Annotated in this window: 18 protein-coding genes; 15 read left to right on the top strand and 3 right to left on the bottom strand. The window is 65.3% G+C overall.

The features are described 5' to 3' along the window. Positions 1–1374 (bottom strand): pectate lyase family protein, encoded by a 1374-nt coding sequence (locus tag ACTJI5_RS18710; protein WP_440861363.1) that lies wholly within the window; start codon positions 1372–1374, stop codon positions 1–3. Between the two features lie 260 nt (positions 1375–1634). Between ACTJI5_RS18710 and ACTJI5_RS18705 the strand changes: the two genes are divergently transcribed. Together ACTJI5_RS18705 and ACTJI5_RS18700 are read left to right on the top strand one after the other, a co-directional pair. Beyond that, positions 1635–4463 carry a TonB-dependent receptor gene (locus tag ACTJI5_RS18705; protein WP_440861362.1) on the top strand — a complete coding sequence of 943 codons (2829 nt, stop codon included), beginning with the start codon at positions 1635–1637 and terminating at the stop codon, positions 4461–4463. A gap of 88 nt (positions 4464–4551) precedes the next feature. Further along, positions 4552–6147 carry a family 43 glycosylhydrolase gene (locus ACTJI5_RS18700; RefSeq protein WP_440861388.1) on the top strand — a complete coding sequence of 532 codons (1596 nt, stop codon included), beginning with the start codon at positions 4552–4554 and terminating at the stop codon, positions 6145–6147. On the opposite strand, the gene ACTJI5_RS18695 is transcribed toward ACTJI5_RS18700, so the two are convergent. Beyond that, the gene (locus tag ACTJI5_RS18695) at positions 6144–7640 is read right to left on the bottom strand and encodes a UxaA family hydrolase (protein ID WP_440861361.1); all 1497 of its coding nucleotides are present in this window, start codon (positions 7638–7640) and stop codon (positions 6144–6146) included. The genes ACTJI5_RS18700 and ACTJI5_RS18695 overlap by 4 nt on opposite strands. A gap of 103 nt (positions 7641–7743) precedes the next feature. On the opposite strand from ACTJI5_RS18695, the gene ACTJI5_RS18690 reads away from it, so the two are divergent. The 4 genes from ACTJI5_RS18690 to ACTJI5_RS18675 are packed head-to-tail and all read left to right on the top strand — an operon-like array spanning position 7744 to position 12598. Further along, a complete protein-coding gene (locus tag ACTJI5_RS18690) occupies positions 7744–8535 on the top strand; it encodes a 2-keto-4-pentenoate hydratase (protein ID WP_439512574.1) in 792 nt (263 codons plus the stop codon). A gap of 22 nt (positions 8536–8557) precedes the next feature. Continuing rightward, on the top strand, positions 8558–9865 hold the full coding sequence (locus tag ACTJI5_RS18685) for an MFS transporter (protein ID WP_058539382.1): 1308 nt from the start codon (positions 8558–8560) through the stop codon (positions 9863–9865). Positions 9866–9869: 4 nt separating this feature from the next. Continuing rightward, positions 9870–11282: a glucuronate isomerase gene (gene uxaC / locus ACTJI5_RS18680; protein WP_440861360.1), complete on the top strand. Its 1413-nt coding sequence runs from the start codon at positions 9870–9872 to the stop codon at positions 11280–11282. After that, on the top strand, positions 11279–12598 hold the full coding sequence (locus ACTJI5_RS18675; protein ID WP_440861359.1) for a mannitol dehydrogenase family protein: 1320 nt from the start codon (positions 11279–11281) through the stop codon (positions 12596–12598). Before uxaC ends, ACTJI5_RS18675 begins: the two co-directional genes overlap by 4 nt. Here ACTJI5_RS18675 and ACTJI5_RS18670 read toward each other — a convergent pair. Continuing rightward, the gene (locus ACTJI5_RS18670) at positions 12595–13482 is read right to left on the bottom strand and encodes a LysR family transcriptional regulator (protein ID WP_440861387.1); all 888 of its coding nucleotides are present in this window, start codon (positions 13480–13482) and stop codon (positions 12595–12597) included. The two genes, ACTJI5_RS18675 and ACTJI5_RS18670, sit on opposite strands and share 4 nt — an antisense overlap. 97 nt (positions 13483–13579) lie before the next feature. On the opposite strand from ACTJI5_RS18670, the gene ACTJI5_RS18665 reads away from it, so the two are divergent. The 9 genes from ACTJI5_RS18665 (at position 13580) to ACTJI5_RS18625 (ending at position 20772) form a co-directional block, all read left to right on the top strand. Next, entirely contained in the window at positions 13580–15073 is a 1494-nt protein-coding gene (locus ACTJI5_RS18665) for a CoA-acylating methylmalonate-semialdehyde dehydrogenase (RefSeq protein ID WP_440861358.1), read from the top strand. A 4-nt stretch (positions 15074–15077) separates the two neighbouring features. After that, positions 15078–15467 (top strand): RidA family protein, encoded by a 390-nt coding sequence (locus tag ACTJI5_RS18660; protein WP_037512643.1) that lies wholly within the window; start codon positions 15078–15080, stop codon positions 15465–15467. After that, the gene (locus ACTJI5_RS18655) at positions 15464–16381 is read left to right on the top strand and encodes a polysaccharide deacetylase family protein (protein ID WP_440861357.1); all 918 of its coding nucleotides are present in this window, start codon (positions 15464–15466) and stop codon (positions 16379–16381) included. Before ACTJI5_RS18660 ends, ACTJI5_RS18655 begins: the two co-directional genes overlap by 4 nt. A 59-nt stretch (positions 16382–16440) precedes the next feature. Continuing rightward, a complete protein-coding gene (locus ACTJI5_RS18650; protein ID WP_440861356.1) occupies positions 16441–16968 on the top strand; it encodes a hypothetical protein in 528 nt (175 codons plus the stop codon). Positions 16969–16993: 25 nt separating this feature from the next. After that, the gene (locus ACTJI5_RS18645; protein ID WP_058539909.1) at positions 16994–17296 is read left to right on the top strand and encodes an I78 family peptidase inhibitor; all 303 of its coding nucleotides are present in this window, start codon (positions 16994–16996) and stop codon (positions 17294–17296) included. Further along, positions 17289–17684, top strand: a complete 396-nt coding sequence (locus ACTJI5_RS18640; RefSeq protein ID WP_439512831.1) for a RidA family protein — start codon at positions 17289–17291, stop codon at positions 17682–17684. The genes ACTJI5_RS18645 and ACTJI5_RS18640 overlap by 8 nt, the downstream gene beginning before the upstream one ends. A gap of 2 nt (positions 17685–17686) precedes the next feature. Further along, positions 17687–18832, top strand: coding sequence for an acyl-CoA dehydrogenase family protein (locus tag ACTJI5_RS18635; RefSeq protein ID WP_440861355.1), 1146 nt, complete (start codon positions 17687–17689; stop codon positions 18830–18832). Beyond that, complete coding sequence (locus ACTJI5_RS18630) at positions 18829–19875, top strand: enoyl-CoA hydratase/isomerase family protein (RefSeq protein ID WP_440861354.1); 1047 nt, start codon at positions 18829–18831, stop codon at positions 19873–19875. The genes ACTJI5_RS18635 and ACTJI5_RS18630 overlap by 4 nt, the downstream gene beginning before the upstream one ends. Before the next feature lie 114 nt (positions 19876–19989). Continuing rightward, complete coding sequence (locus tag ACTJI5_RS18625) at positions 19990–20772, top strand: enoyl-CoA hydratase-related protein (protein WP_440861353.1); 783 nt, start codon at positions 19990–19992, stop codon at positions 20770–20772. The last annotated feature ends 94 nt before the right edge of the window (positions 20773–20866 follow it).

Genomic DNA, 20866 nt, shown 5'->3' with positions numbered 1-20866 from the left:
TCAATTCGCCGTCCGCGAAGCGCGGTCGCGCTGCGACAGATTTTCCTGCGGCAGCGGCGCGGTCTGGCCAGGATAGCGGCCCGACTTCGGTTCCATCGTCGCAAGGTCCCAGTCGCCCGCGACAAAGGGCGCGCGTACCTCCCTGACCTCAGGATAACCGCTGACTTCCTTCTCATCGTCGATCACATCGCCGCGCCCCTCGGCGACGAAGAAGAGCACGCGAATCTCCTCGGCATCGCGCGCCCACGGCCGCGCCCCCGCGGTCGACAGCACTGATGTTTCGACATCGCGTACCGGCAGGATAGTATAACCGCCAACCGGCGCGAGCGGCGCCTTGGCGCGGATCAGCTTCGCCTTTGTCTCGCCATAGCGGCCGAACTCGGGAAGCGGCTCGCCGTGTCGGTCGACCGCCAGATTATCCTTGCCATAATATTCGAGGTCGCCGTCGCCGCCGAGCATCAGGAAGGGCAGGCGTTCGTCGGTGTCGTTGCCGCCGCGCATCACATTGCCGACCGCGGTGATCTGTCCGGTCACATATTCATGCCCGACCCATTCGAGGTTCATCAGGTTATAATGCACCGCGCGGTGCTGCGGATTATAGATCAGGTTGTTGATCATCAGCGCCTGCGCGCCGCCCTTGATCAGCGGGTTGCGCTCGACATTATGCGCCCAGACATTGCGGTAAAAGACGATGCCCGTCGCATTGTCGTGGATCAGCGATCCCTTGCTATGCTCGCCCTTCGGATGGCTCGCATCGGCGAGCCCCTCGGCGGCGAGATTGTTCGAAAAGGTGATGTTGTGGCTCGTGCCCTTGCGCCATTCGTCGACGCTCTTGCCGGTGAAGCGCGGTCCAGAGGCCGACATATTTTCGTCGATACCCCACATCAAAGTGCAATGGTCGACGATGACATTATGCGCCGCGACGGTCGAGAAAGTGTCAGCCTCCCACCCGCTGCGCTTCGGCTGGCCGTCAACGCCGGTGTAGACACGCAAATGGCGCATCACGACGTCGTGCGTCTTCACGTCGATCCCGGTGCGGATCAGGGTGATGCCGGGCCCCGGCGCGGTCTGGCCGGCGATCGTCAGATAGGGATGTTTGATCTCGATCGTGCTGCGGCCCATGTCGATCACCCCGCCGACCTCGAACACGATGATGCGCGGCCCCGGCGTGTCGATCGCCGCCTTCAGCGACCCGGGGCCGTCGGGCGCGAGCGTGGTCACGCGCAATATCTGCCCGCCGCGTCCGCCCGGGGTCTCTGCTGCCGGACCGACCGCGCCCGGAAAGGCGAGCGGTGCCGCATCGGCGGCCGTCGCCGAACCCGATGACAGGCTAAGGGCCAGAAAAAGCGCGGTTATCCGAGGATTTTTGGGCATCCTGTCTCTCCTTATCATTGGGGTATTGACATGTTCGTCGCAATCCGCAATCTTTCTGACACCGGTTACCCCAATCGGTCAACGAGAAAATATTTCCAAGGGAGAGGGTCTGATCCGGTTCGCCGCATGTGACGGCGAGCCATCATCACTCTCTGAAAGATCAACGGATGAAGCGGTGTGCCAAATCGCTTTGTCCAGTAAAGTAACCGGTGTCATTCCTTGCGCAAGCGGGGGCAACGGGGCGATATGGGAGGATGATAATGGCTATTCATGCAATGCGGAGCATTCGCACTTTGACCCGGCTGGCGTGCGGTGCATCGCTTGCCGTTCTGGCGGCCTCGCCGGCCTGGGCGCAGGACGCTGCTGCGGCCGCCGATGAAGCGGTGGCGAGCGGAGACGAGATCGTCGTCACCGGCTTCCGCGCCTCGCTGGGTGCCGCGCTCAACGTGAAGCGCGAGTCGGTCGCCGCGGTCGACGCGATCGTCGCCGAAGATATCGCCAAATTCCCCGACCAGAACCTCGCCGAATCGCTGCAGCGCATTCCCGGCATCACGATCCAGCGCGACGGCGGCGAAGGCCGCGGCATCACCGTGCGCGGGCTCGGCTCGCAATTCACCCGCGTCCGCGTCAACGGGCTCGAAACCGTCGCGACCTCGACCGACGGCGCCTCGGCGAACCGCGACCGCGCGTTCGACTTCAACGTCTTCGCCTCGGAGCTGTTCAGCTCGATCGTCGTCCACAAGACCGCGTCGGCCGAACTCGACGAAGGCTCGCTCGGCGCCGTCGTCGACCTCAACACCGGCAACCCGCTCGCGGGCAAGGGCGGCTTCACCGCCGCGCTGTCGGCGCAGGGCAGCTATAACGACCTCTCCGAAAAAGTCGGCCCGCGCGTCGCCGGACTGCTCAGCTGGGTCAATGATGCCGGCACGCTCGGTTTTGCCGTGTCGGCCGCCTATTCGGACCAGAAGACGCTCGAACTCGGCAATAATTCGGTTCGCTGGGCGCAGGCGCGCTTCGACTCGGTCGATGGTACGCCGTGCTGGACCACCGCCAATTCGGGCGGCACCTACAGGCCAAGCACGGCTTGCGATTCGGTCTCGCTCGCCTTCCATCCGCGCATCCCGCGCTACGGCGAAATCGCGCACGACAAGAAGCGCCTCGGCATCACCGGGTCGATCCAGTTCGCGCCGAGCGATGCGACCAAGATCTCGCTCGACGGGCTTTATTCGAGCTTCAAGCATCAGCGCCGCGAGCGTTGGGCCGAGGTGCTGCTGCGCAGCAACGAACGCTCGATCAACGTCAGCGATTACGAAATCGACGGCGACAACAATCTGATCTCGGCGACGCTCGACGACGCGTGGGTGCGCACCGAACATTATCTGCGCAAGGCGAAGACCGAATTCTATCAGGTCGGCGCGACCTGGGACCAGGATGTCAGCGATACGTTCCGCTTCACCCTGCTCGGCGGCCTGTCGAAATCGACCGCGTCGATCCCGCTCGAAACGACGATCGTCTTCGACGACCGCGATGCGCAGGATTATCGCTACGATTATAGCGACATGAAAAATCCGCTGCTGACCTTTGGCACCAGCGTCACCAATCCGGCGAATTTCCAGCTTGCCGAAATCCGCGACCGCCCGTCGGAGGTCGCGAACAAGTTCCGCACCGTTCAGCTGCGCACCGAATGGGACATCAGCGACGACTTCACGGTGAAGGCGGGCGGCGTCTATCGCCGCTTCGACTTCTCCAGCATCGCCTTCACGCGCGACACCGTCGTGTGCGGCAACGGCGGCGTCGACCGTGTCCTCGGCACGCTCGCCTGCTCGCCGTCGTCGGCGTTCGGACCCGCCGCGGTATACGGCTTCCCGGTCAATTCGGGGCTCGCCGAGCTGTTCACGCTCGGCAAGGCGGGCCAGCCATCGGGCACGACGACCGAATGGCTGGTCGCCAATCTCGACGCGACGACCGCCTTCACCAAGCTTTACGACCGCGTCGCCGCGGTCGACGCCGGCAACAACCGCGCGGTGCGCGAAGAGGTCACCGGCGGCTATCTGCAGTTCGATGCCAAGGGCGAGCTTGGCGGGCTGCGCTATGCGCTCAACGCCGGGGTGCGTTATGTCCACACCGACCAGACGTCGAGCGGGCTCAGCAGCGGCGCGGCGGTAACCGTCGAGCGCAGCTACGAAGACTGGCTGCCATCGATGAACCTCGCGCTGTTCCCGCACGACGACATCATCATCCGCGCCGCGGTTGCCGACGTGATGACTCGCCCGACGCTCGGCAATCTGACGCCGGGCGGGACAGTCGACGGGTTCAACTATCGCATCAACTACGGCAATCCGTTCCTCGATCCGTTCCGCGCGACCGCCTATGACATTGCGTTCGAATGGTATTTCGCACCGCAGTCGATCTTCTCGGTCGCCTTGTTCAAAAAGGATATCGCAAGCTTCCCGGTCGCGACGACGACCAGCGGCACCTTTGCCTCGACCGGTCTGCCGACGTCGATCATCCCGCCGAGCAGCCCGGCGTCGATCAATCCCGAGGGTCAGATCTGGACGATCAACTCGATCGGCAACGGCGAAGGCGCAAAGCTGAAAGGCATCGAAGTCTCGTTGCAGGCACCGTTCAAATTCCTGCCGGGTTTCCTGTCGAACTTCGGCGGCATCGTGAACGCAACCTATGTCGACTCGGACGCCGATTATTCGGTCGCCGGCCCGTCGATCGTCCCGGGCGGCGCCAACGTCGGCGCGATCCGCAACGGCACGCTCTTCAACCTGTCGAAGCGCGCCTACAACGGCACGCTCTATTATGACGACGGCAAGTTCAGCGCCCGCGCCTCGGTCAGCTATCGCAGCCGCTATGCCGATGCGAACAGCGGCACCGGCAACGTCTTCGAAGGCTATGGTTCGACGATCAACGTCGATGCGTCGGTCCGTTACGCGATCACCGACAATATCGAAATCTCGGTCGAGGGCATCAACCTGACCGACGAATATCGCTATCGCTTCACCGATATCGATGCCGACCGCAATTACGAGAATAACCACTTCGGCCGCACCTTCCTGTTCGGCGCGCGCGTCAAGATCTGACGGGTTCGTCCCGGTGAGGCCCGGTTTCCGTTTTCAGGGGGCCGGGCCTTTCTTTTTTGAGGAGAGACGCGTGACCGATCGCCGCGACATGCTCAAACTCGCCGGGGGCGGCCTGCTCGCGACCGGCCTGTCGGGCCTCGCCGCGCCCGCCGCATGGGCGGGGGCGCCGCCCGCGCCCTCGGATCCCGTTCCGCCTTGGGCCAAGGGTTTCGACGGCCAGCGCAAAGCCGATCTCGGCGACGGGCGCTTCCTCAACCCGATCATGGCCGGCGACCATCCCGATCCGTCGATCCTGAAGGACGGCGCCGATTATTATATGACCTTCTCGACCTTTGACTCCTATCCGGGGCTGGTCATCTGGCATTCGCGCGATCTGGTGAACTGGCGCCCGATCGGCCCCGCGCTCCACAGGAATATCGGATCGGTCTGGGCGCCCGAGCTGTGCAAGCACAAGGGGCGTTTCTATCTCTACATTCCGACCAAGGGACCGAATACCAGCTGGGTGATCTGGGCCGACCGGATCGAGGGACCGTGGAGCGAACCCGTTGACCTGAACCTGCCCAATCATATCGACCCGGGCCATGCGGTCGGCGAAGACGGGTCGCGCTGGCTGTTCCTGTCGGGGGGCGACCGCGTGCGCCTGTCCGACGACGGCCTCAAGCGCATCGGCGAGCCCGAACATGTCTATGATCCGTGGCGCTATCCCGCCGACTGGGTGGTCGAAGGCTTCGCGCCCGAGGGGCCAAAGATCACGCGGCGCGGCGACTATTATTACATGATCACCGCGGTCGGCGGCACCGCGGGTCCGCCGACCGGCCATATGGTCATCGCGGCGCGGTCGAAATCGATCCACGGGCCGTGGGAGAACTGCCCCGCGAACCCGCTCGTCCGCACGACGTCGGCCGCCGAAAAATGGTGGTCGCGCGGCCATGCGACGCTCGTCGAGGGACCCGCGGGCGACTGGTGGAGCGTCTATCACGGTTTCGAAAACGGCTATTGGACGCTCGGACGGCAGACGTTGCTCGACCCGATCGAATGGACCGACGACGGCTGGTTCCGCATGAAGGGGGGCGACCTGTCGCGGCCGATCGCCAAGCCGAAGGGCGGCACGATCGCGGGCCCGCACGGCATGGCGCTCTCCGACGATTTCGCGAGCCTCGCGCTCGGCGCGAAATGGAATTTCTTCAAGCCCGCCGCCGACGAGCGCAGCCGCGCGCGCGTCGAGGATGGCGCGCTGGTGCTGGCGGCGCGCGGCAAGGCGCCGGTCGATTCATCGCCCTTGCTGCTGATCGCGGGCGATCAGGCGTACCGCTTCGAATGCGATATCGAGATCGCGCCCGGCGGCACCGCTGGCCTGATCCTCTTCTACGACGAAAAACTCTATTGCGGGCTCGGCTTCGACGGCGAGCGCTTCGTCACGCACCAATATGGCATCGAGCGCGCGCGCCCCGCCAATCCGCACGGCCGCACGATGCGCATGCGCGTCACCAACAACCGCCATATCGTCACCTACGACACCAGCGGCGACGGCGGGAAGACGTGGACGCGTTTCGACCGCGGCATGGAGGTCTCGGGCTATCACCATAATGTGCGCGGCGGTTTCCTGATGCTGCGGCCCGGCCTCTATTCGGCGGGGCAGGGCGAGGCGCGCTTCCGCAACTTCACCTTCCGCGCGCTCGACTAAAGCGTCACGCCCGATTTCCAGATCGCGATATCGCGTTCCTCGTTTTTCTCGGCCCGCGTCGGCTTGCCCGAGGCTGTCGCAGTGATCAGGTCGAGCAGCGCGTCCGCTGTACTGTCGAAGCCCGCTTCGAGCACCGACCCGGCATCGAAGTCGATCCAGCTCGCCTTGCGCTCGGCCAGCGCGCTGTTCGATGCGATCTTCAGCGTCGGCGCCGGAAAGCCGAGCGGGGTGCCGCGGCCGGTGGTAAACAGGATGATCGTCGCCCCCGCCGCGGTCAGCGCGGTCGACGACACCGCGTCATTGCCCGGCGCTTCGAGCAGGGTCAGCCCGGGCAGCGTGGCTTCGCCGCCGTAGCGCCGGACATCGACCACCGGCACATTGCCGCCCTTCTGCACCGCGCCGAGCGACTTTTCCTCGAGCGTGGTGATCCCGCCCGCGATATTGCCGGGCGAGGGATTCTCGCTCACCGGCTCGCCGTTGCGAATGAAATAATCTTTGAAGTCCTGCACCAGCGCGACGGTGTCGTCGAACACCTCCCGCGATATCGCACGGTCCATGAGCAGCTGTTCGGCGCCGAAAATCTCGGGGATTTCGGTCAGCACAACCTTGCCGCCGGCCGCCGCGACGGCATCCGCCATGCGCCCGACGAGCGGGTTCGCGGTCAGCCCCGACAGCCCGTCGGAGCCGCCGCATTTGACCCCGAGCACCAGCTGCGACAGCGGCACCTTGCGGCGCGGTGTATCGGCGCAGCCCGATACCAGCTCGTCGACCAGCGTCAGACACGCCGCCTCGTCATCCTCGACCGCCTGCGCCGACAGTGTGCGGATATGCGCGCGGCGTTCGGCCGGGATCAGCTCGATCAGCGCGCCGAGCTGGTTGCTCTCGCACCCCAGCCCGACGATCAGCACCCCGCCGGCATTGGGATGCTGCGCGAGCGCCGCGAGCAACGCGCGCGTATGACCCAGATCGTCGCCAAGCTGCGAGCAGCCAAACGGATGCTTGAACGCATGAACCCCGTCGACGGCCCCGGCATGGCGCGCGCCCGCGATCCGCGCGACGCGCGCGGCCAGATTGCCGACGCAGCCGACGGTCGGCAGGATCCAGATTTCGTTGCGTGTGCCGACGCGGCCGTCGGGGCGGACATAGCCGCCGAATGTCGGCGCCGGCTTGGCGTCTGGTGTCGCTTCGCTCGCGCCCGGCCCATAATGATAATCGCCATCGCTGCGCAGCGCGGTCGCCAGATTGTGGCTGTGGACATGGTCGCCCGGCGCGATGTCGGCGGTCGCGATTCCGATCGGGAAGCCATATTTGATCACCGCTTCGCCGTGCGCGATCGGCGCGAGAGCGATCTTGTGCCCGCGCCCCACGGCAACCGATGCGCGAAGATCACAGTCGGCGAACAGGGGGGCGCCTGCCGCGATATCGGCAATCACCGTCACGACATTATCCACGTCATGGACGCGGATCGCATGGATTCGGCTGTTGCCGGTCATCGCCGTTCAGCAGCGCCCGGTATGGCGGAGCAATTTATCATACATCCGATATTCGCTTGCCTTTGACACCGGTGTCTCTTACACCGCTTCGCGGAAGAGGGAAATGAGAAAGATGCTGGCGACAAGCGATCAACAGAATGTGGCGCGTGCACTAATCGACGCACGCGCGGGAAAGACACCGCTTACCGTCTATCCCGGCGCGATGCCGCAGACGATGGCTGAGGCCTATGCGATCCAGGACAGCGCGATCGCGCTCGACGGCCGCCGCATCGGCGGATGGAAGGTCGGGCGAATCGCCGCCGAGCTCGTCACCCGCTACGGCGGCAACCGCCTGACCGGACCGATCTTCGCCGATGAAATCTTCGATGGCGCCGCCGATCCCGTGATGCCGGTTTATGCTGACGGCTTCGCTGCGGCCGAGGCCGAGATTCTGCTCTGCTTCGGCGACGTCGGCACGCGCGTCTATGACATCGACAGTGTGCGCGCGTGCATCGCCGACGTCCGCACCGGCATCGAGATTGCGAGCTCGCCCTTTCCCGAAATCAACCGCCACGGTCCCGCGGTCACCGCGTCGGACTATGGCAACAACAAGGGGCTGATCCTCGGCCCGTCGATCGCCGACTGGCGCGGCGCCGATCTTGTCCGCATGCCGGTCGAAATGGCGATCGACGGCGAAACGGTCGGCGCGGCGACGATGGAGGCGATGCTCGATGGCCCGTTCGGATCGGCGCTCTTCCTGATCGACATCCTGCGCGCACGCGGCATAGCTATTCCACCCGGGACCTGGGTGTCCGCGGGCGCGATCACCGGTATCCATGAAATCAGACCCGGCCAGCGCGCCGAAGCGCTCTTCGACGGAAAAATCCGCGTCGGTTGCTCGATCAAAAGCTATTAAAGCAAAACAACGGGAGAGGTTTATGGCACAGGCATTCGCGGACGGAGGTACGGCGGCGCCGGTGCCAAGGTCCGGCCGCTACCGCTGGCTGATCGTCGCGGTGCTGTTCGCGGCGACCACGGTCAATTATATCGACCGCACCATGCTCGGCCTGCTCGCGCCGACGCTCGGCACCGAGCTTAAGTGGAGCGAGAATGACTATGGCAACATCGTCACCGCCTTCCAGGCCGCCTATGCGCTCGGCTTCCTGCTCATGGGCTGGCTGATCGACCGCTTCGGTCCCAAGATCGGATACAGCATCGCTATTTCGATCTGGACGATCGGTCATATCGCGCATGGTTTCGCGGGGTCGATCGCCTCCTTCATGGCCGCGCGCGTCATACTCGGCGTCGGCGAGGCGGGGCATTTCCCCGCGGTCGTCCGCGCGTCGAGCGAATGGTTTCCGCAAAAGGAGCGCTCCTACGCGATCGGCTGGGTCAACAGCGCGACGACGATCGGCGTGATTCTGACCGCGCCGACCGTTGCGCTGTTCATGCGCGTGCTCGGCTTCGACTGGCGCGAGACCTTCATCTACACCGGCGCCTTCGGCGTCCTTCTCCTGATCCTCTGGCTCTGGCTCTACAGCAACCCGCGCGAGAGCGGGAAGGTCAGCGATGCCGAACTCGCGTGGATCGAGCATGATCCGCCCGAACAGGTCGAACGCATCGGCTGGGGCCGGATCGTCACCAAGCGCGAGGCGTGGGCGTTCGCGGTCGCCAAATTCCTCATCGATCCCGTCTGGTTCCTGATGCTCTTCTGGCTGCCCAAATATTTCAGCTCGACCTATGACGTCGATCTCAAGGTCGTGCTGCTGCCGATGATCATCATGTATCTGCTGTCCGATGTCGGCAGCATCTTTGGCGGCTGGACCTCGTCGAAACTGATCCAGCAGGGCCACAGCGTCAATTTCGCGCGCAAGGTGACGATGGCGATCGCCGGTTGTTTCGTCCTGCCGTTGCTGTTCGTCACCGGGCTCGACAATATGTGGCTCGCGGTCGTGTTGATCGGTCTGGCGCTCGCGGGGCACCAAGCCTTTTCGTCGACGCTCCTGTCGATCCCGCCCGACATGTTCCCCAAACGCGCGGTCGGGTCGGTGATCGGGCTCGGCGGCTTTGCGGGCGGCGTCGGCGGTATGATCATGGCGAAGTCGACCGGGCTGGTGCTCGACGCGACGGGCGGCAATTACACCTTCATTTTCGCCGCCTGCACGACGGTCTATTTCCTCGCCGTGCTGGCGATCCACCTCCTCAGCCCGCGCCTCGCGCCGGTTACCGTGGAAAGCAAAGCCTGATCCGATGCCGCGTCCGCTGGCCCTCTCCCCCGACCGCCTCTTTCCCTCCGATCCGGCGCAGCGCGACATCGCGCGCCGGCTCTACAAGGAGGTGGCGGGCCTGCCGATCATCAGCCCGCACGGGCACACCGACCCGAGCTGGTTCGCGGGCAATCGGTCGTTCGGCAATGCGACCGAGATGTTGCTGCATCCCGATCATTATGTGTTCCGGATGCTCTATTCGCAGGGCATTTCCCTGGGCGCGCTCGGCATCCGCAACCGCGATGCCGACCCGCGCGAGAGCTGGCGACTGTTTGCCCAAAACTACCATCTCTTCCGCGGCACACCGTCGCGGATGTGGATGGACTGGGTATTCGCCGAGGCGTTCGGGATCGGCGTGCAGTTCGAGGCGGCGACGTCGGATCTCTACTACGACCGTATCACCGAAGCGCTGGCGACCGACGCCTTCCGCCCGCGCGCGCTGTTCGATCGCTTCGGGATCGAGGTGATCGCAACGACCGAAAGCCCCATCGACACGCTCGACCATCATGCGGTGATCCGCGCCGCCAACGCCAGCGGAGAATGGGGCGGGCGCGTCATCACCGCCTATCGTCCCGACCCGGTGGTCGACCCAGAATTCGAGGGCTTTCGCGATAATTTGAAGCGCTTCTCCGACCTGTCGGGCGAAGATGCTTTCAGCTATGCGGGCTATCTCGCCGCGCACCGCAATCGCCGCGCCTTCTTCGCCGACATGGGTGCGACCTCGACCGATCATGGCCATCCGACCGCGGCGACCGCCGACCTTTCGGATGCCGAGGCCGAAGCGCTGTTCGCGCGTGTCACAAGCGCCGACGTCAGCGCTGCCGACGCCGAGTTGTTCCGCGCGCATATGCTGACCGTGATGGCGGGTATGAGCCTCGACGACGGGCTGGTGATGCAGATCCATCCCGGCAGTTTCCGCAACCACAACCCGTGGCTGTTCGAACATTATGGCCGCGACAAGGGCGCCGATATCCCGACCGCGACCGACTATGTTCATGCATTGCGCCCGTTGCTCGGCAAATATGGCAATGAAGCGGGGCTCACGATCATCCTCTTCACGCTCGACGAGACGAGCTATGCGCGCGAACTCGCGCCGCTCGCGGGACATTATCCCGCGCTGAAACTCGGCCCCGCCTGGTGGTTCCACGACAGCCCCGAAGGGATGCGCCGCTTCCGCAGCCAGACGACCGAGACCGCGGGCTTCTACAATACGGTCGGTTTCAATGACGACACGCGCGCTTTCCTGTCGATCCCCGCACGCCATGATGTCGCGCGGCGCATCGACTGCGGCTTTTTGGCCCAGCTGGTCGCCGAACACCGGATGGAGGAATGGGAGGCGGCGGAGCTCGCGACCGACCTCAGCTACAATCTCGCCAAGGCCGCGTACAGACTGTGAGGCTGTCCGCGCAAACGCCGCTGCCGACATCGGTCCCGGCGCCGGGCTACGACCGCGCCGCGCAGGCCGCGGGCATCGTCCATATCGGCATCGGTGCGTTCCATCGCGCGCATCAGGCGGTGTACACCGATGATGCGATGGGCGCGGGCGACCGCGATTGGGGCATCGTCGGCGTCTCGCTCCGTTCGGGCGATGTCGCCGCGCAACTGAACCCGCAGGAAGGACTCTACACCGTCAGCACGCGGGGCACGGCGGGTGCGGAATTGCGCCTGATCGGCGCGGTGCGGAAAGTGCTCGTTGCGGCGGACGATCCGCAAGCGGTGATCGACGCCATCGCCGCACCGACAACGCATATCGTCAGCTTCACGGTCACCGAGAAAGGCTATTTGCGCCGCGCTGATGGATCGCTCGATCTTGCCGCGGCGGTCGGCGCCTCAAGCCTCTATCGCTTCGTTGCCGCCGGTCTGGCGGCGCGCAAGGCCGCCAGGCTGCGCGGCGTCACCCTGCTCAGCTGTGACAATCTTGCGGGCAATGGCACGGTGCTTCGCCGATTGATGCGCGACTATCTCGCCGCCTATCATCCCGATTTGTCGGCGTGGTTCGATGGCGAATGCACCTGTCCCGCGACCATGATCGACCGTATCGTACCCGCGACGACCGACGCCGACCGTGCCGTCGTTGAAGCCACGCTCGGCGCGCGCGACGAAGGCGCGGTCGTCACCGAAGGCTTCAGCCAGTGGGTGATCGAGGATGATTTCGCCGGCCCGCGCCCGCGCTGGGAAAAGGTCGGCGCCGAGCTGGTGGCCGATGTCGCACCCTATGAGACGGCGAAGCTCCGCATGCTCAACGGCGCGCATTCCGCGCTCGCTTATATCGGGCTTGGCCGGGGGCATGACTATGTCCATCAGGCCGTCGCCGATCCCGAAATTCACCCGGTCATCGAAAGGCTGCTGCGCGAAGAAGCCACGCCGACGATCGACGCCGCGCCGGGGCAGGACTTGGCCGCTTATGCTGACGCGCTGCTCGACCGCTTCGCCAATCCGGCGCTCCACCACCGGCTGATCCAGATCGCGATGGACGGCAGCCAGAAGATTCCGCAGCGCTGGCTCGAAACGCTGGCGTGGCATCAGGCACACGGGCAGCGCTGCTCCTCGCTCGAAGTCGGGATTGCCGCATGGATCGCTTTCCTGCGGAGCGACCATCCGATCGACGACCCGCTCGCGGACAAGCTGCGCAAAGCGGCAGCCGATACGGATGCAATCGAAAGGCTGTTCGGCGACGGCGGCCTCATCGCATCCGACTGGCGTCCGGCCTAGGCCGGCACCAGCAACCCCCGGCTCTCGCGCACCTCGGCATCGAGCCAATCGATAAACGCCCGGATGCGCGGCTGCGGCGCGACGTCGCGGTGGAGCGCGAGCCAGAAGGCGCGCGCGACCGTCTGCTCGCGCCGCACGCGCACCAGCCCCGGATCGCCCGCCGCGAGGAAGCAGGGGAGCACGCCGATACCCGCGCCGCCCGCGATCATCCGCCGCTGCGCAAGGATCGACGACGAGCGCACCGTCGCGCGCAGCCCCGGCTCGATCTCGCCCAGATAGTCGAGTTCGGGGGCATAGAGGATGTCGGGCATATAACCGATCACCGGGATGCCCGTGCGCGACAGCGGCGCGGCGGCGACCGCTTCCTGCCAGTCGGGCCGATCGGCGGGCGCATAAATGCCGAGGCTGTAATCCGACAGCTTGCGCGTGATCAGCGGGCCCTTGCGCGGCCGCGCGAGCAGCACCGCCATATCGGCCTCGCGCCGAGACGGGTTGAGGAAGCCCGACGAGGCGACAAGGTCGATCTCCAGTTCGGGATGCGCCGCCACGAAGCCCGCAAGGCGCGGCGCGATGAAGCTGTTGCCGAACCCTTCGGACACGCTCACGCGCAATTGCCCCGACAGTGCCGACGCATCCTCGCGCGCCGAATGGATGCGCGCCGCCGCCGCCGCCATCGCTTCGGCGTGCGGAACGAGCGCCCGGCCCGCCGCGGTCAGAACGAAACCCGATGGCGCGCGTTCGAACAAGGTCTGGCCGAGCGCGGCTTCGAGCGCGCTTATCCGCCGGCTCACCGTCGTCGCATCGACGTGCAGCGCCGCGCTGGCGCGCGCGAGCGTGCCGTGGCGCGCGACGAACAGGAAATATTGCAGCCTATCCCAATCCATGACCTGCGAATATGCAGTATCGTCCTGCAAGTCTATCCCTTGCAAAAGGGGCGCACATGGTCTGTGGCAGCGGCAAGATTTTACGGGAGACTCGGACATGCGACAGATCGACCATCACATCGTCGGCGGTGCCGGCGGCAGCGCCCGCCAGGGCGACGTCTTCGACCCCAACAGCGGCGGCGTGCAGGCGCAGGTCGCGCTCGGCGACGCGGCGCTTCTCGACCGCGCGGTCGCCGCGGCGAAGAAGGCGCAGCCCGGCTGGGCCGCGACGAACCCGCAGCGCCGGGCGCGTGTGATGTTCGAATTCAAGCGCCTCGTCGAAGCGAATATGGACAGCCTCGCGCACATGTTGTCGAGCGAGCATGGCAAAGTGATCGCCGATTCGAAGGGCGACATTCAGCGCGGGCTCGAAGTCATCGAATTCTGCTGCGGCATCCCGCATGTGCTCAAGGGCGAATATACGCAGGGCGCCGGCCCCGGCATCGACGTTTACTCGATGCGCCAGCCGATCGGCATCGGCGCGGGCATCACTCCGTTCAACTTCCCCGCGATGATCCCGCTGTGGATGAGCGGCGTCGCGATCGCGACGGGCAACGCCTTCATCATCAAGCCGAGCGAGCGCGACCCGTCGGTTCCCGTGCGCCTCGCCGAACTCTTTCTCGAAGCCGGCCTTCCGGAGGGCATTTGCCAGGTCGTCCACGGCGACAAGGAAATGGTCGACGCGATCCTCGACCATCCCGATATCGGCGCGGTCAGCTTCGTCGGCTCGTCGGATATCGCGCATTATGTCTACAACCGCGGCGTCGCGAACGGCAAGCGCGTGCAGGCGATGGGCGGCGCGAAGAACCACGGCATCGTCATGCCCGACGCCGATCTCGACCAGGTCGTCAACGATTTGACCGGCGCTGCCTTCGGCTCGGCGGGCGAGCGCTGCATGGCGCTGCCCGTCGTCGTCCCCGTCGGCGATGAGACCGCCGAGCGCCTGAAAGCCAAGCTGATCCCCGCAATCGCGGCGCTGCGCGTCGGCGTGTCGACCGATGCCGAGGCGCATTATGGCCCCGTGGTGACGCAGGCGCACAAGGAAAAGGTCGAAGGCTGGATCCAGAAATGCGCCGACGAGGGCGCCGAGCTCGTCGTCGACGGCCGCGGCTTCTCGCTTCAGGGGCATGAAAAGGGCTTCTTCATCGGCCCGACTTTGTTCGACCATGTCACCACCGACATGGAAAGCTACAAGGAAGAAATCTTCGGCCCCGTGCTCCAGATCGTCCGCGCCCCCGATTTCGAAACCGCGCTCGAACTGCCCAGCAAGCACCAGTACGGCAATGGCGTCGCGATCTTCACGCGCAACGGCCACGCCGCGCGCGAATTCGCGGCGCGCGTCAACGTTGGCATGGTCGGCATCAACGTGCCGATCCCGGTGCCCGTTGCGTATCACAGCTTCGGCGGCTGGAAGCGCTCGGCGTTCGGTGACACCAACCAGCACGGCATGGAGGGCGTGAAATTCTGGACGAAGGTCAAGACGATCACGCAGCGCTGGCCCGACGGATCGCCCGACGGGGGCAACGCCTTCGTCATTCCGACGATGGGGTAAGGCGATGGAGATGATCCCCCATAATCCGACCGAGGGCGTTTACGCGACCGGCGGTGACTGGGTGCATGCGATGGAGGTTCGCGGGGCCGGGCGGCTGCTGTTCGTCAGTGGCACGATGGGTTTGAGACCGGATTTCTCGGCTCCCGCGACGCTGGAAGAACAGCTCGATTGCGTGTGGAACAATCTCCGCGCGATTCTGGCCAGCGCAGATATGGACACCGCCAATATCGTCCGGCTGACCAGCTATTTGCGCGATGCAAGCTATGCGGAAGCCAATGCCGCCGCCCGGCTCAAGGCGCTCGGTACGCGGCGCATTCCAACCACCGCGATCGTCGCGCAGACGCTCGAAAGCGATTGGTTGGTCGAGATCGAGATCGTGGCGGCCGCCGAATGAGGCTGTGGCTCGCGATCTTTTTCCTGCTTCTCGCGCAGCCCGCGCACGCGCAAAAGCAGATCGCGCTCAGCTTCGACGATGTTCCGCGCCATGCCGGTGCCTTCTTCGCCCCCGACGAGCGCGCGCAGCGCATCATCGCGGAACTGAAGAAGGCAAAAGCCCCGCAAGCGGTCTTCTTCGTCGTTCCGGGTGCGATCGGGCAGGGCGACGGCGTGGGCGGGGCGGAACGCATCGCCGCCTATGTCGCAGCGGGCCATGTCATCGCGAACCACAGCAACAGCCACAAGCGGCTGAGCACGACCGATACCGCGGCCTATCTCGCCGACCTCGACGCCGCTGAGGTCTGGCTCAAGGGCCGCCCCGGCTATCGTCCCTGGTTCCGCTTTCCCTTTCTTGACGAGGGCGGAAAGGACAAGGCGAAGCGTGATGCCTTGCGCACAGGCCTCGCCGCGCGCGGCCTGTGCAACGGCTATGTCACCGCCGAATCGTCGGACTGGCACCTCGAAAATCTGGCGCGCGAAGCGGTGCAGGCGGGAAAGACGATCGATCGCAAGGCGCTCGGCGACCTCTATGTCAGCTGGCATGTCGAGGCCGCCGATTTCGCCGACGCGATGATGCGGCGCGTCACCGGCCGCCAGCCGGTCCAGATGCTCCTTCTCCACGAAACCGATCTCGCCGCGCTCCATATCGGCGACCTCGTCCGTGCGTTGCGCAACGCGGGCTGGACCGTCGTCAGCGCCGATACCGCCTATGCCGATCCGATCGGCAAGGAAATGCCGGACACGCCGGCCGCGAACGGCACACTGACCGAAGCGCTCGCTTGGGCTGCGGGTATCCCCGCGCCGCGCTGGTATCGCTATAACCAGACCGATCTCGCAACCGCGGTGTTCAATGACAAGGTGCTGGGCGAATGATGCGCGGCGATGAAACCCGTACGCTGCGCCGGGCATTCTCCTTTCGAAGGAGATTGCCGATGACCCGCCTGATGCTTCCCGCCGGATTGCTGCTGCTCGCCGCGTGCAGCGGCGGCGAGGATAAATCGCAGCCCGAAGACAGCGCGGCGATCTCGCCGCTGCAAAAGGCCGAGCGTCCGGCGCCCGCCGAACCGGCGGTCGATGCGGACCTGCCCGACGCCGCCGAGGAAACCCCGCCGAAGCCCGAAGCCAAAACCGCTGGCGACGGCAAGACGATCCCGTCCGCGATCCGCGGCCGCTGGGCGCTCAAGGTCGCCGATTGCAAGGCGAAGAAGGGCACCGACCTCACCGCGCTGACGATCGATGCAACCAACCTGCGCTTCTACGAATCGCATGGCGAACTCGCGCGCGTTCGCGAAAGCGACGCCGACCGCATCGTCGCCGACTACAAGTTCAGCGGCGAGGGCGTCGAATGGGATCGCCGGATGCAGCTCGACCTCGCCGACGGCGGCAAGACGCTCGTCCGCCGCGATTCCGGCGAGGGTGCCGCTGCGGGCGCGATGCGCTATACGCGCTGCGCCGGATGACGGTTTTTTGAAAGGGAGATTCACGATGGACATTCGCATGCTGGCAATCGCCGCCCTTCTGCCGCTCGCCGCCTGTACGCAGGAGCGGCCGCCCGTCGAATCAACCCCGACCCCGCCTGCCGAGGCTGCGTGCAACGCCGACGCGGTGCAATCGCTCGTCGGCCAGACCGCGACTGCCGACGTCGGCGGCCAGCTCCTCAAGGGCAGCGGCGCGCGGACGCTGCGCTGGGTGCCGCCGCGCACCGCGGTCACCATGGATTTCCGCCCCGACCGGCTCACCGTCTCCTATGACGATGCGCTCAAGATCGAGCGGATCAGCTGTGGCTGACAGCACGCGCCGCAACCATAGCTCGGCGTCCCCGTTCGAACCGGTCTACGGCTACAGCCGCGCGGTTCGGGTGGGGAACCGCATCGACGTCGCGGGCTGCGCGCCGATCGAGGCTGACGGTACATCGACCCCCGGCGACGCTGGCGCACAAGCGGCACGCTGTATCGCAATCATCGGCGAGGCGCTCGAGGCGCTCGGCGGCAGCTTCGCCGACGTCGTGCGCACGCGAATGTATATCACCGACGCGGCCGACGCCGACCTTGTTGGTCGCGCGCACGGATCGGCATTCAAAAATGTCCGACCGGCATCGACGATGCTGGTTGTGCCCGCACTGATCCGCCCCGAGTGGAAAGTCGAAATCGAAGCCGAAGCCATCATCGAGAAATGACCATGACCGACCAGTTCCAGCTTACCGACGACCAGCTCGCCATCCAGGATATGGCGCGCAAATTCACCGCCGACCGCATCACGCCCTTCGCGGCCGAATGGGACGAGAAACATCATTATCCCGTCGACGTGTGGAAGGCGGCGGGCGAGCTCGGTTTCGGCGCGATTTACGTCGGCGAGGAATCGGGCGGCATCGGGCTCGGCCGGATGGAAGCGGCGCTGATCATGGAGGCGATGGCCTATGGCTGTCCGGCAACCAGCGCCTATGTCTCGATCCACAATATGGCGACATGGATGATCGACCGCTTCGGCGGCGCCGAGGTCAAGGCGCGCTTCCTGCCCGACCTCGTCAGCATGGAGAAGATTGCGAGCTATTGCCTGACCGAACCGGGCTCGGGGTCCGACGCCGCGGCCCTGAAAGCGACGGCAAAGCGCGACGGCGATCATTATGTGCTGAACGGCACCAAGCAGTTCATTTCGGGCGCGGGCTATAACGACATTTATGTCTGCATGGTCCGCACCAGCGAGGAAAAGTCGAAGGGGATCAGCTGCCTCGTCGTCGAAAAGGACACGCCGGGCCTCAGCTTCGGCGCGCCCGAAAAGAAGCTCGGCTGGAACGCCTCGCCGACCGCGCAGGTGATTTTCGAAGATTGCCACGTCCCCGTCGAAAATCTCGTCGGCGCCGAGGGCGACGGATTCCGCTTTGCGATGGCGGGGCTCGACGGCGGACGCCTCAACATCGGTGCCTGCTCGCTCGGCGGCGCGCAGCGCTGCCTCGACGAAGCGATCGCCTATACCAAGGACCGCCAGCAGTTCGGCCAGCCGATCGCCGATTTCCAGAACACGCAATTCATGCTCGCCGACATGGCGACCGACCTCGAAGCCGCGCGCGCTTTGCTCTATGTGGCGGCAGCGAAAGTGACCGCGAACGCCCCCGACAAGTCGCGCTTCTCGGCGATGGCGAAGCGGCTCGCGACCGACAATGGCAGCAAGATCGTCAACGACGCGCTCCAGCTGTTCGGCGGCTATGGCTATCTGCGTGACTATCCGATCGAGCGTTTCTGGCGCGACCTGCGCGTCCATTCGATCCTCGAAGGCACCAACCAGGTGATGCGGATGATCGTCGGAAGGGACCTGCTGCGCCAATGACCAACGATGTCCTGATCTCGACTGACGTCCGCGTCGGCCGCATTTCGCTCAATCGCCCGAAGGCGATCCACGCACTCAACCTCGCCATGTGCGAAGCGATGATCGACGCGCTGGTGGCGTGGCGCGATGACGACGCGGTCGAGGCGGTGATCATCGACCATAGCGAGGGCCGCGGCTTCTGCGCCGGCGGCGACATCCGCATGCTTGCGGAGAGCGGCGCGAAGGATGGCAAGGAAGCGCGCCAGTTCTTTCACACCGAATATCGCCTCAACCATCTGCTCTTCACCTATCCCAAGCCCGTCGTCGCCTTCATGGACGGCATCACGATGGGCGGCGGGGTCGGCATTTCGCAGCCGGCGAAATATCGCGTCGCGACCGAGCATACGCGCTTCGCGATGCCCGAGACGGGGATCGGCCTGTTTCCCGATGTCGGCGGCGGCTGGTATCTGCCGCGTCTCGAGGGCCGCGTCGGCGCCTATCTCGCGCTCACCGGAGCACGGCTCGACGGCGCGGAGTGTTTGGCGCTCGGCCTCGCGACGCATTATCTGCCCTCCGAAAAGCTCGCCGAGGCGAAGGCGCGCATCGCGGTCGACCCCGACCGCATCGGCGGCATATTGGGCGAGCTGTCGGTCACCGCGCCGCCCGCCGGAATCACCCAGCATCTCGAACGGATCAACCGGCTGTTCGCGAGCGACACCTATGAGGATATCCTCGCCGCGCTCGAAGCCGACGGCGGCGAATGGGCCGAAAAGGAGCTCGCGACGCTCCACGGCAAATCGCCGCAGACGTGCAAGGTCGCGCTCCGCCAGCTCAAGGAAGGCGGCGAGATGCACGACTTCGCCGCGCAGATGACGCAGGAATATGCAATCGGCAGCCGCGTCGTTCAGATGCACGACTTCCTCGAGGGCGTCCGCGCGCTGATTATCGACAAGGACAACAGCCCGAAATGGGATCCGCCGACCGCCGAAGCGGTCACCGACGACTGGATCGACGCGATCTTCGCGCCTTTGCCTGACGATCAGAAATGGACGCCGCTCACTTAACCTTGCCACTCACTCTTCGTCACCCCGGACTTGATCCGGGGTCCCGCTTCATCGACGTCACAAAGCGGGATGCCGGATCAAGTCCGGCATGACGATAATCCGGAGATTGCTCGAATGACCTATGAAACCCTCCTCGTCGAAACGCGCGGGGCCGTCACCTTGGTGACGCTCAACCGCCCGCAGGCGCTGAACGCACTCAACTCGGGCGTGCTCGACGACCTGATCGCGGCCTTTGCGGCGTATGAAGCCGACGACAGTCAGCGCTGCGCGGTGCTCACCGGATCGGGCGACAAGGCGTTCGCCGCGGGCGCCGACATCAAGGAAATGGCCGACAAGCCAGCGTCCGATTTCTACCTCGAGGATTTCTTCTCGAAATGGACGAGCGACTTCGTGAAGAAGGTTCGCAAGCCGTGGATCGCCGCGGTGAACGGTTTCGCGCTCGGCGGCGGCTGCGAGCTCGCGATGATGGCCGACTTCATCATCGCGTCGGACAAGGCGAAATTCGGCCAGCCCGAAATCAAGCTCGGCGTCGCCCCCGGCATGGGCGGGTCGCAGCGGCTGACGCGCGCGATCGGCAAGGCGAAGGCGATGGAAATGTGCCTCACCGGCCGGATGATGGATGCCGCCGAAGCCGAGCGCTCGGGCCTCGTCGCGCGCGTCGTCGAGCATGCGACGCTGGTCGACGAAGCGGTAAAGACCGCGACGGTGATCGCCGGCATGCCGCCGATGGCCGCGATGGTGAACAAGGACATGGTCAACGCCGCGTTCGAAACAACGCTCGATCAGGGGCTGATCTACGAACGCCGCCTGTTCCAGATCCTCGCCGCGACCGAGGACAAGGCCGAAGGCATGGCCGCCTTCATCGAAAAGCGCGAAGGCGTGTGGAAGGGTCGGTGAGCCCAGTTCCCCTCCCGCTTGCGGGAGGGGTTAGGGGAGGGCCTGTTCCCTCCTCGCCAGTGCAATATTCGGGACAGGCCCTCCCCCGGCCCCT

Source organism: Sphingopyxis sp. 22461 (genome assembly GCF_052044915.1).
Classification (GTDB): Bacteria; Pseudomonadota; Alphaproteobacteria; order Sphingomonadales; family Sphingomonadaceae; genus Sphingopyxis.
Note: the sequence above shows the minus strand (reverse complement) of the source record. Positions and strands in the feature narration are given on the sequence as shown.

Bases quoted from the DNA above. Each gene is read 5' to 3' on its own strand.
- ACTJI5_RS18650 (WP_440861356.1), top strand. From the start codon at position 16,441: ATGACCCGCCTGATGCTTCCCGCCGGATTGCTGCTGCTCGCCGCGTGC.
- ACTJI5_RS18655 (WP_440861357.1), top strand. From the start codon at position 15,464: ATGAGGCTGTGGCTCGCGATCTTTTTCCTGCTTCTCGCGCAGCCCGCG.
- ACTJI5_RS18625 (WP_440861353.1), top strand. From the start codon at position 19,990: ATGACCTATGAAACCCTCCTCGTCGAAACGCGCGGGGCCGTCACCTTG.
- ACTJI5_RS18705 (WP_440861362.1), top strand. From the start codon at position 1,635: ATGGCTATTCATGCAATGCGGAGCATTCGCACTTTGACCCGGCTGGCG.
- ACTJI5_RS18700 (WP_440861388.1), top strand. From the start codon at position 4,552: ATGCTCAAACTCGCCGGGGGCGGCCTGCTCGCGACCGGCCTGTCGGGC.
- ACTJI5_RS18665 (WP_440861358.1), top strand. From the start codon at position 13,580: ATGCGACAGATCGACCATCACATCGTCGGCGGTGCCGGCGGCAGCGCC.
- ACTJI5_RS18645 (WP_058539909.1), top strand. From the start codon at position 16,994: ATGGACATTCGCATGCTGGCAATCGCCGCCCTTCTGCCGCTCGCCGCC.
- ACTJI5_RS18710 (WP_440861363.1), bottom strand. From the start codon at position 1,374: ATGCCCAAAAATCCTCGGATAACCGCGCTTTTTCTGGCCCTTAGCCTG.
- uxaC (WP_440861360.1), top strand. From the start codon at position 9,870: ATGCCGCGTCCGCTGGCCCTCTCCCCCGACCGCCTCTTTCCCTCCGAT.
- ACTJI5_RS18695 (WP_440861361.1), bottom strand. From the start codon at position 7,640: ATGACCGGCAACAGCCGAATCCATGCGATCCGCGTCCATGACGTGGAT.
- ACTJI5_RS18690 (WP_439512574.1), top strand. From the start codon at position 7,744: ATGAGAAAGATGCTGGCGACAAGCGATCAACAGAATGTGGCGCGTGCA.
- ACTJI5_RS18660 (WP_037512643.1), top strand. From the start codon at position 15,078: ATGGAGATGATCCCCCATAATCCGACCGAGGGCGTTTACGCGACCGGC.
- ACTJI5_RS18630 (WP_440861354.1), top strand. From the start codon at position 18,829: ATGACCAACGATGTCCTGATCTCGACTGACGTCCGCGTCGGCCGCATT.
- ACTJI5_RS18685 (WP_058539382.1), top strand. From the start codon at position 8,558: ATGGCACAGGCATTCGCGGACGGAGGTACGGCGGCGCCGGTGCCAAGG.
- ACTJI5_RS18635 (WP_440861355.1), top strand. From the start codon at position 17,687: ATGACCGACCAGTTCCAGCTTACCGACGACCAGCTCGCCATCCAGGAT.
- ACTJI5_RS18670 (WP_440861387.1), bottom strand. From the start codon at position 13,482: ATGGATTGGGATAGGCTGCAATATTTCCTGTTCGTCGCGCGCCACGGC.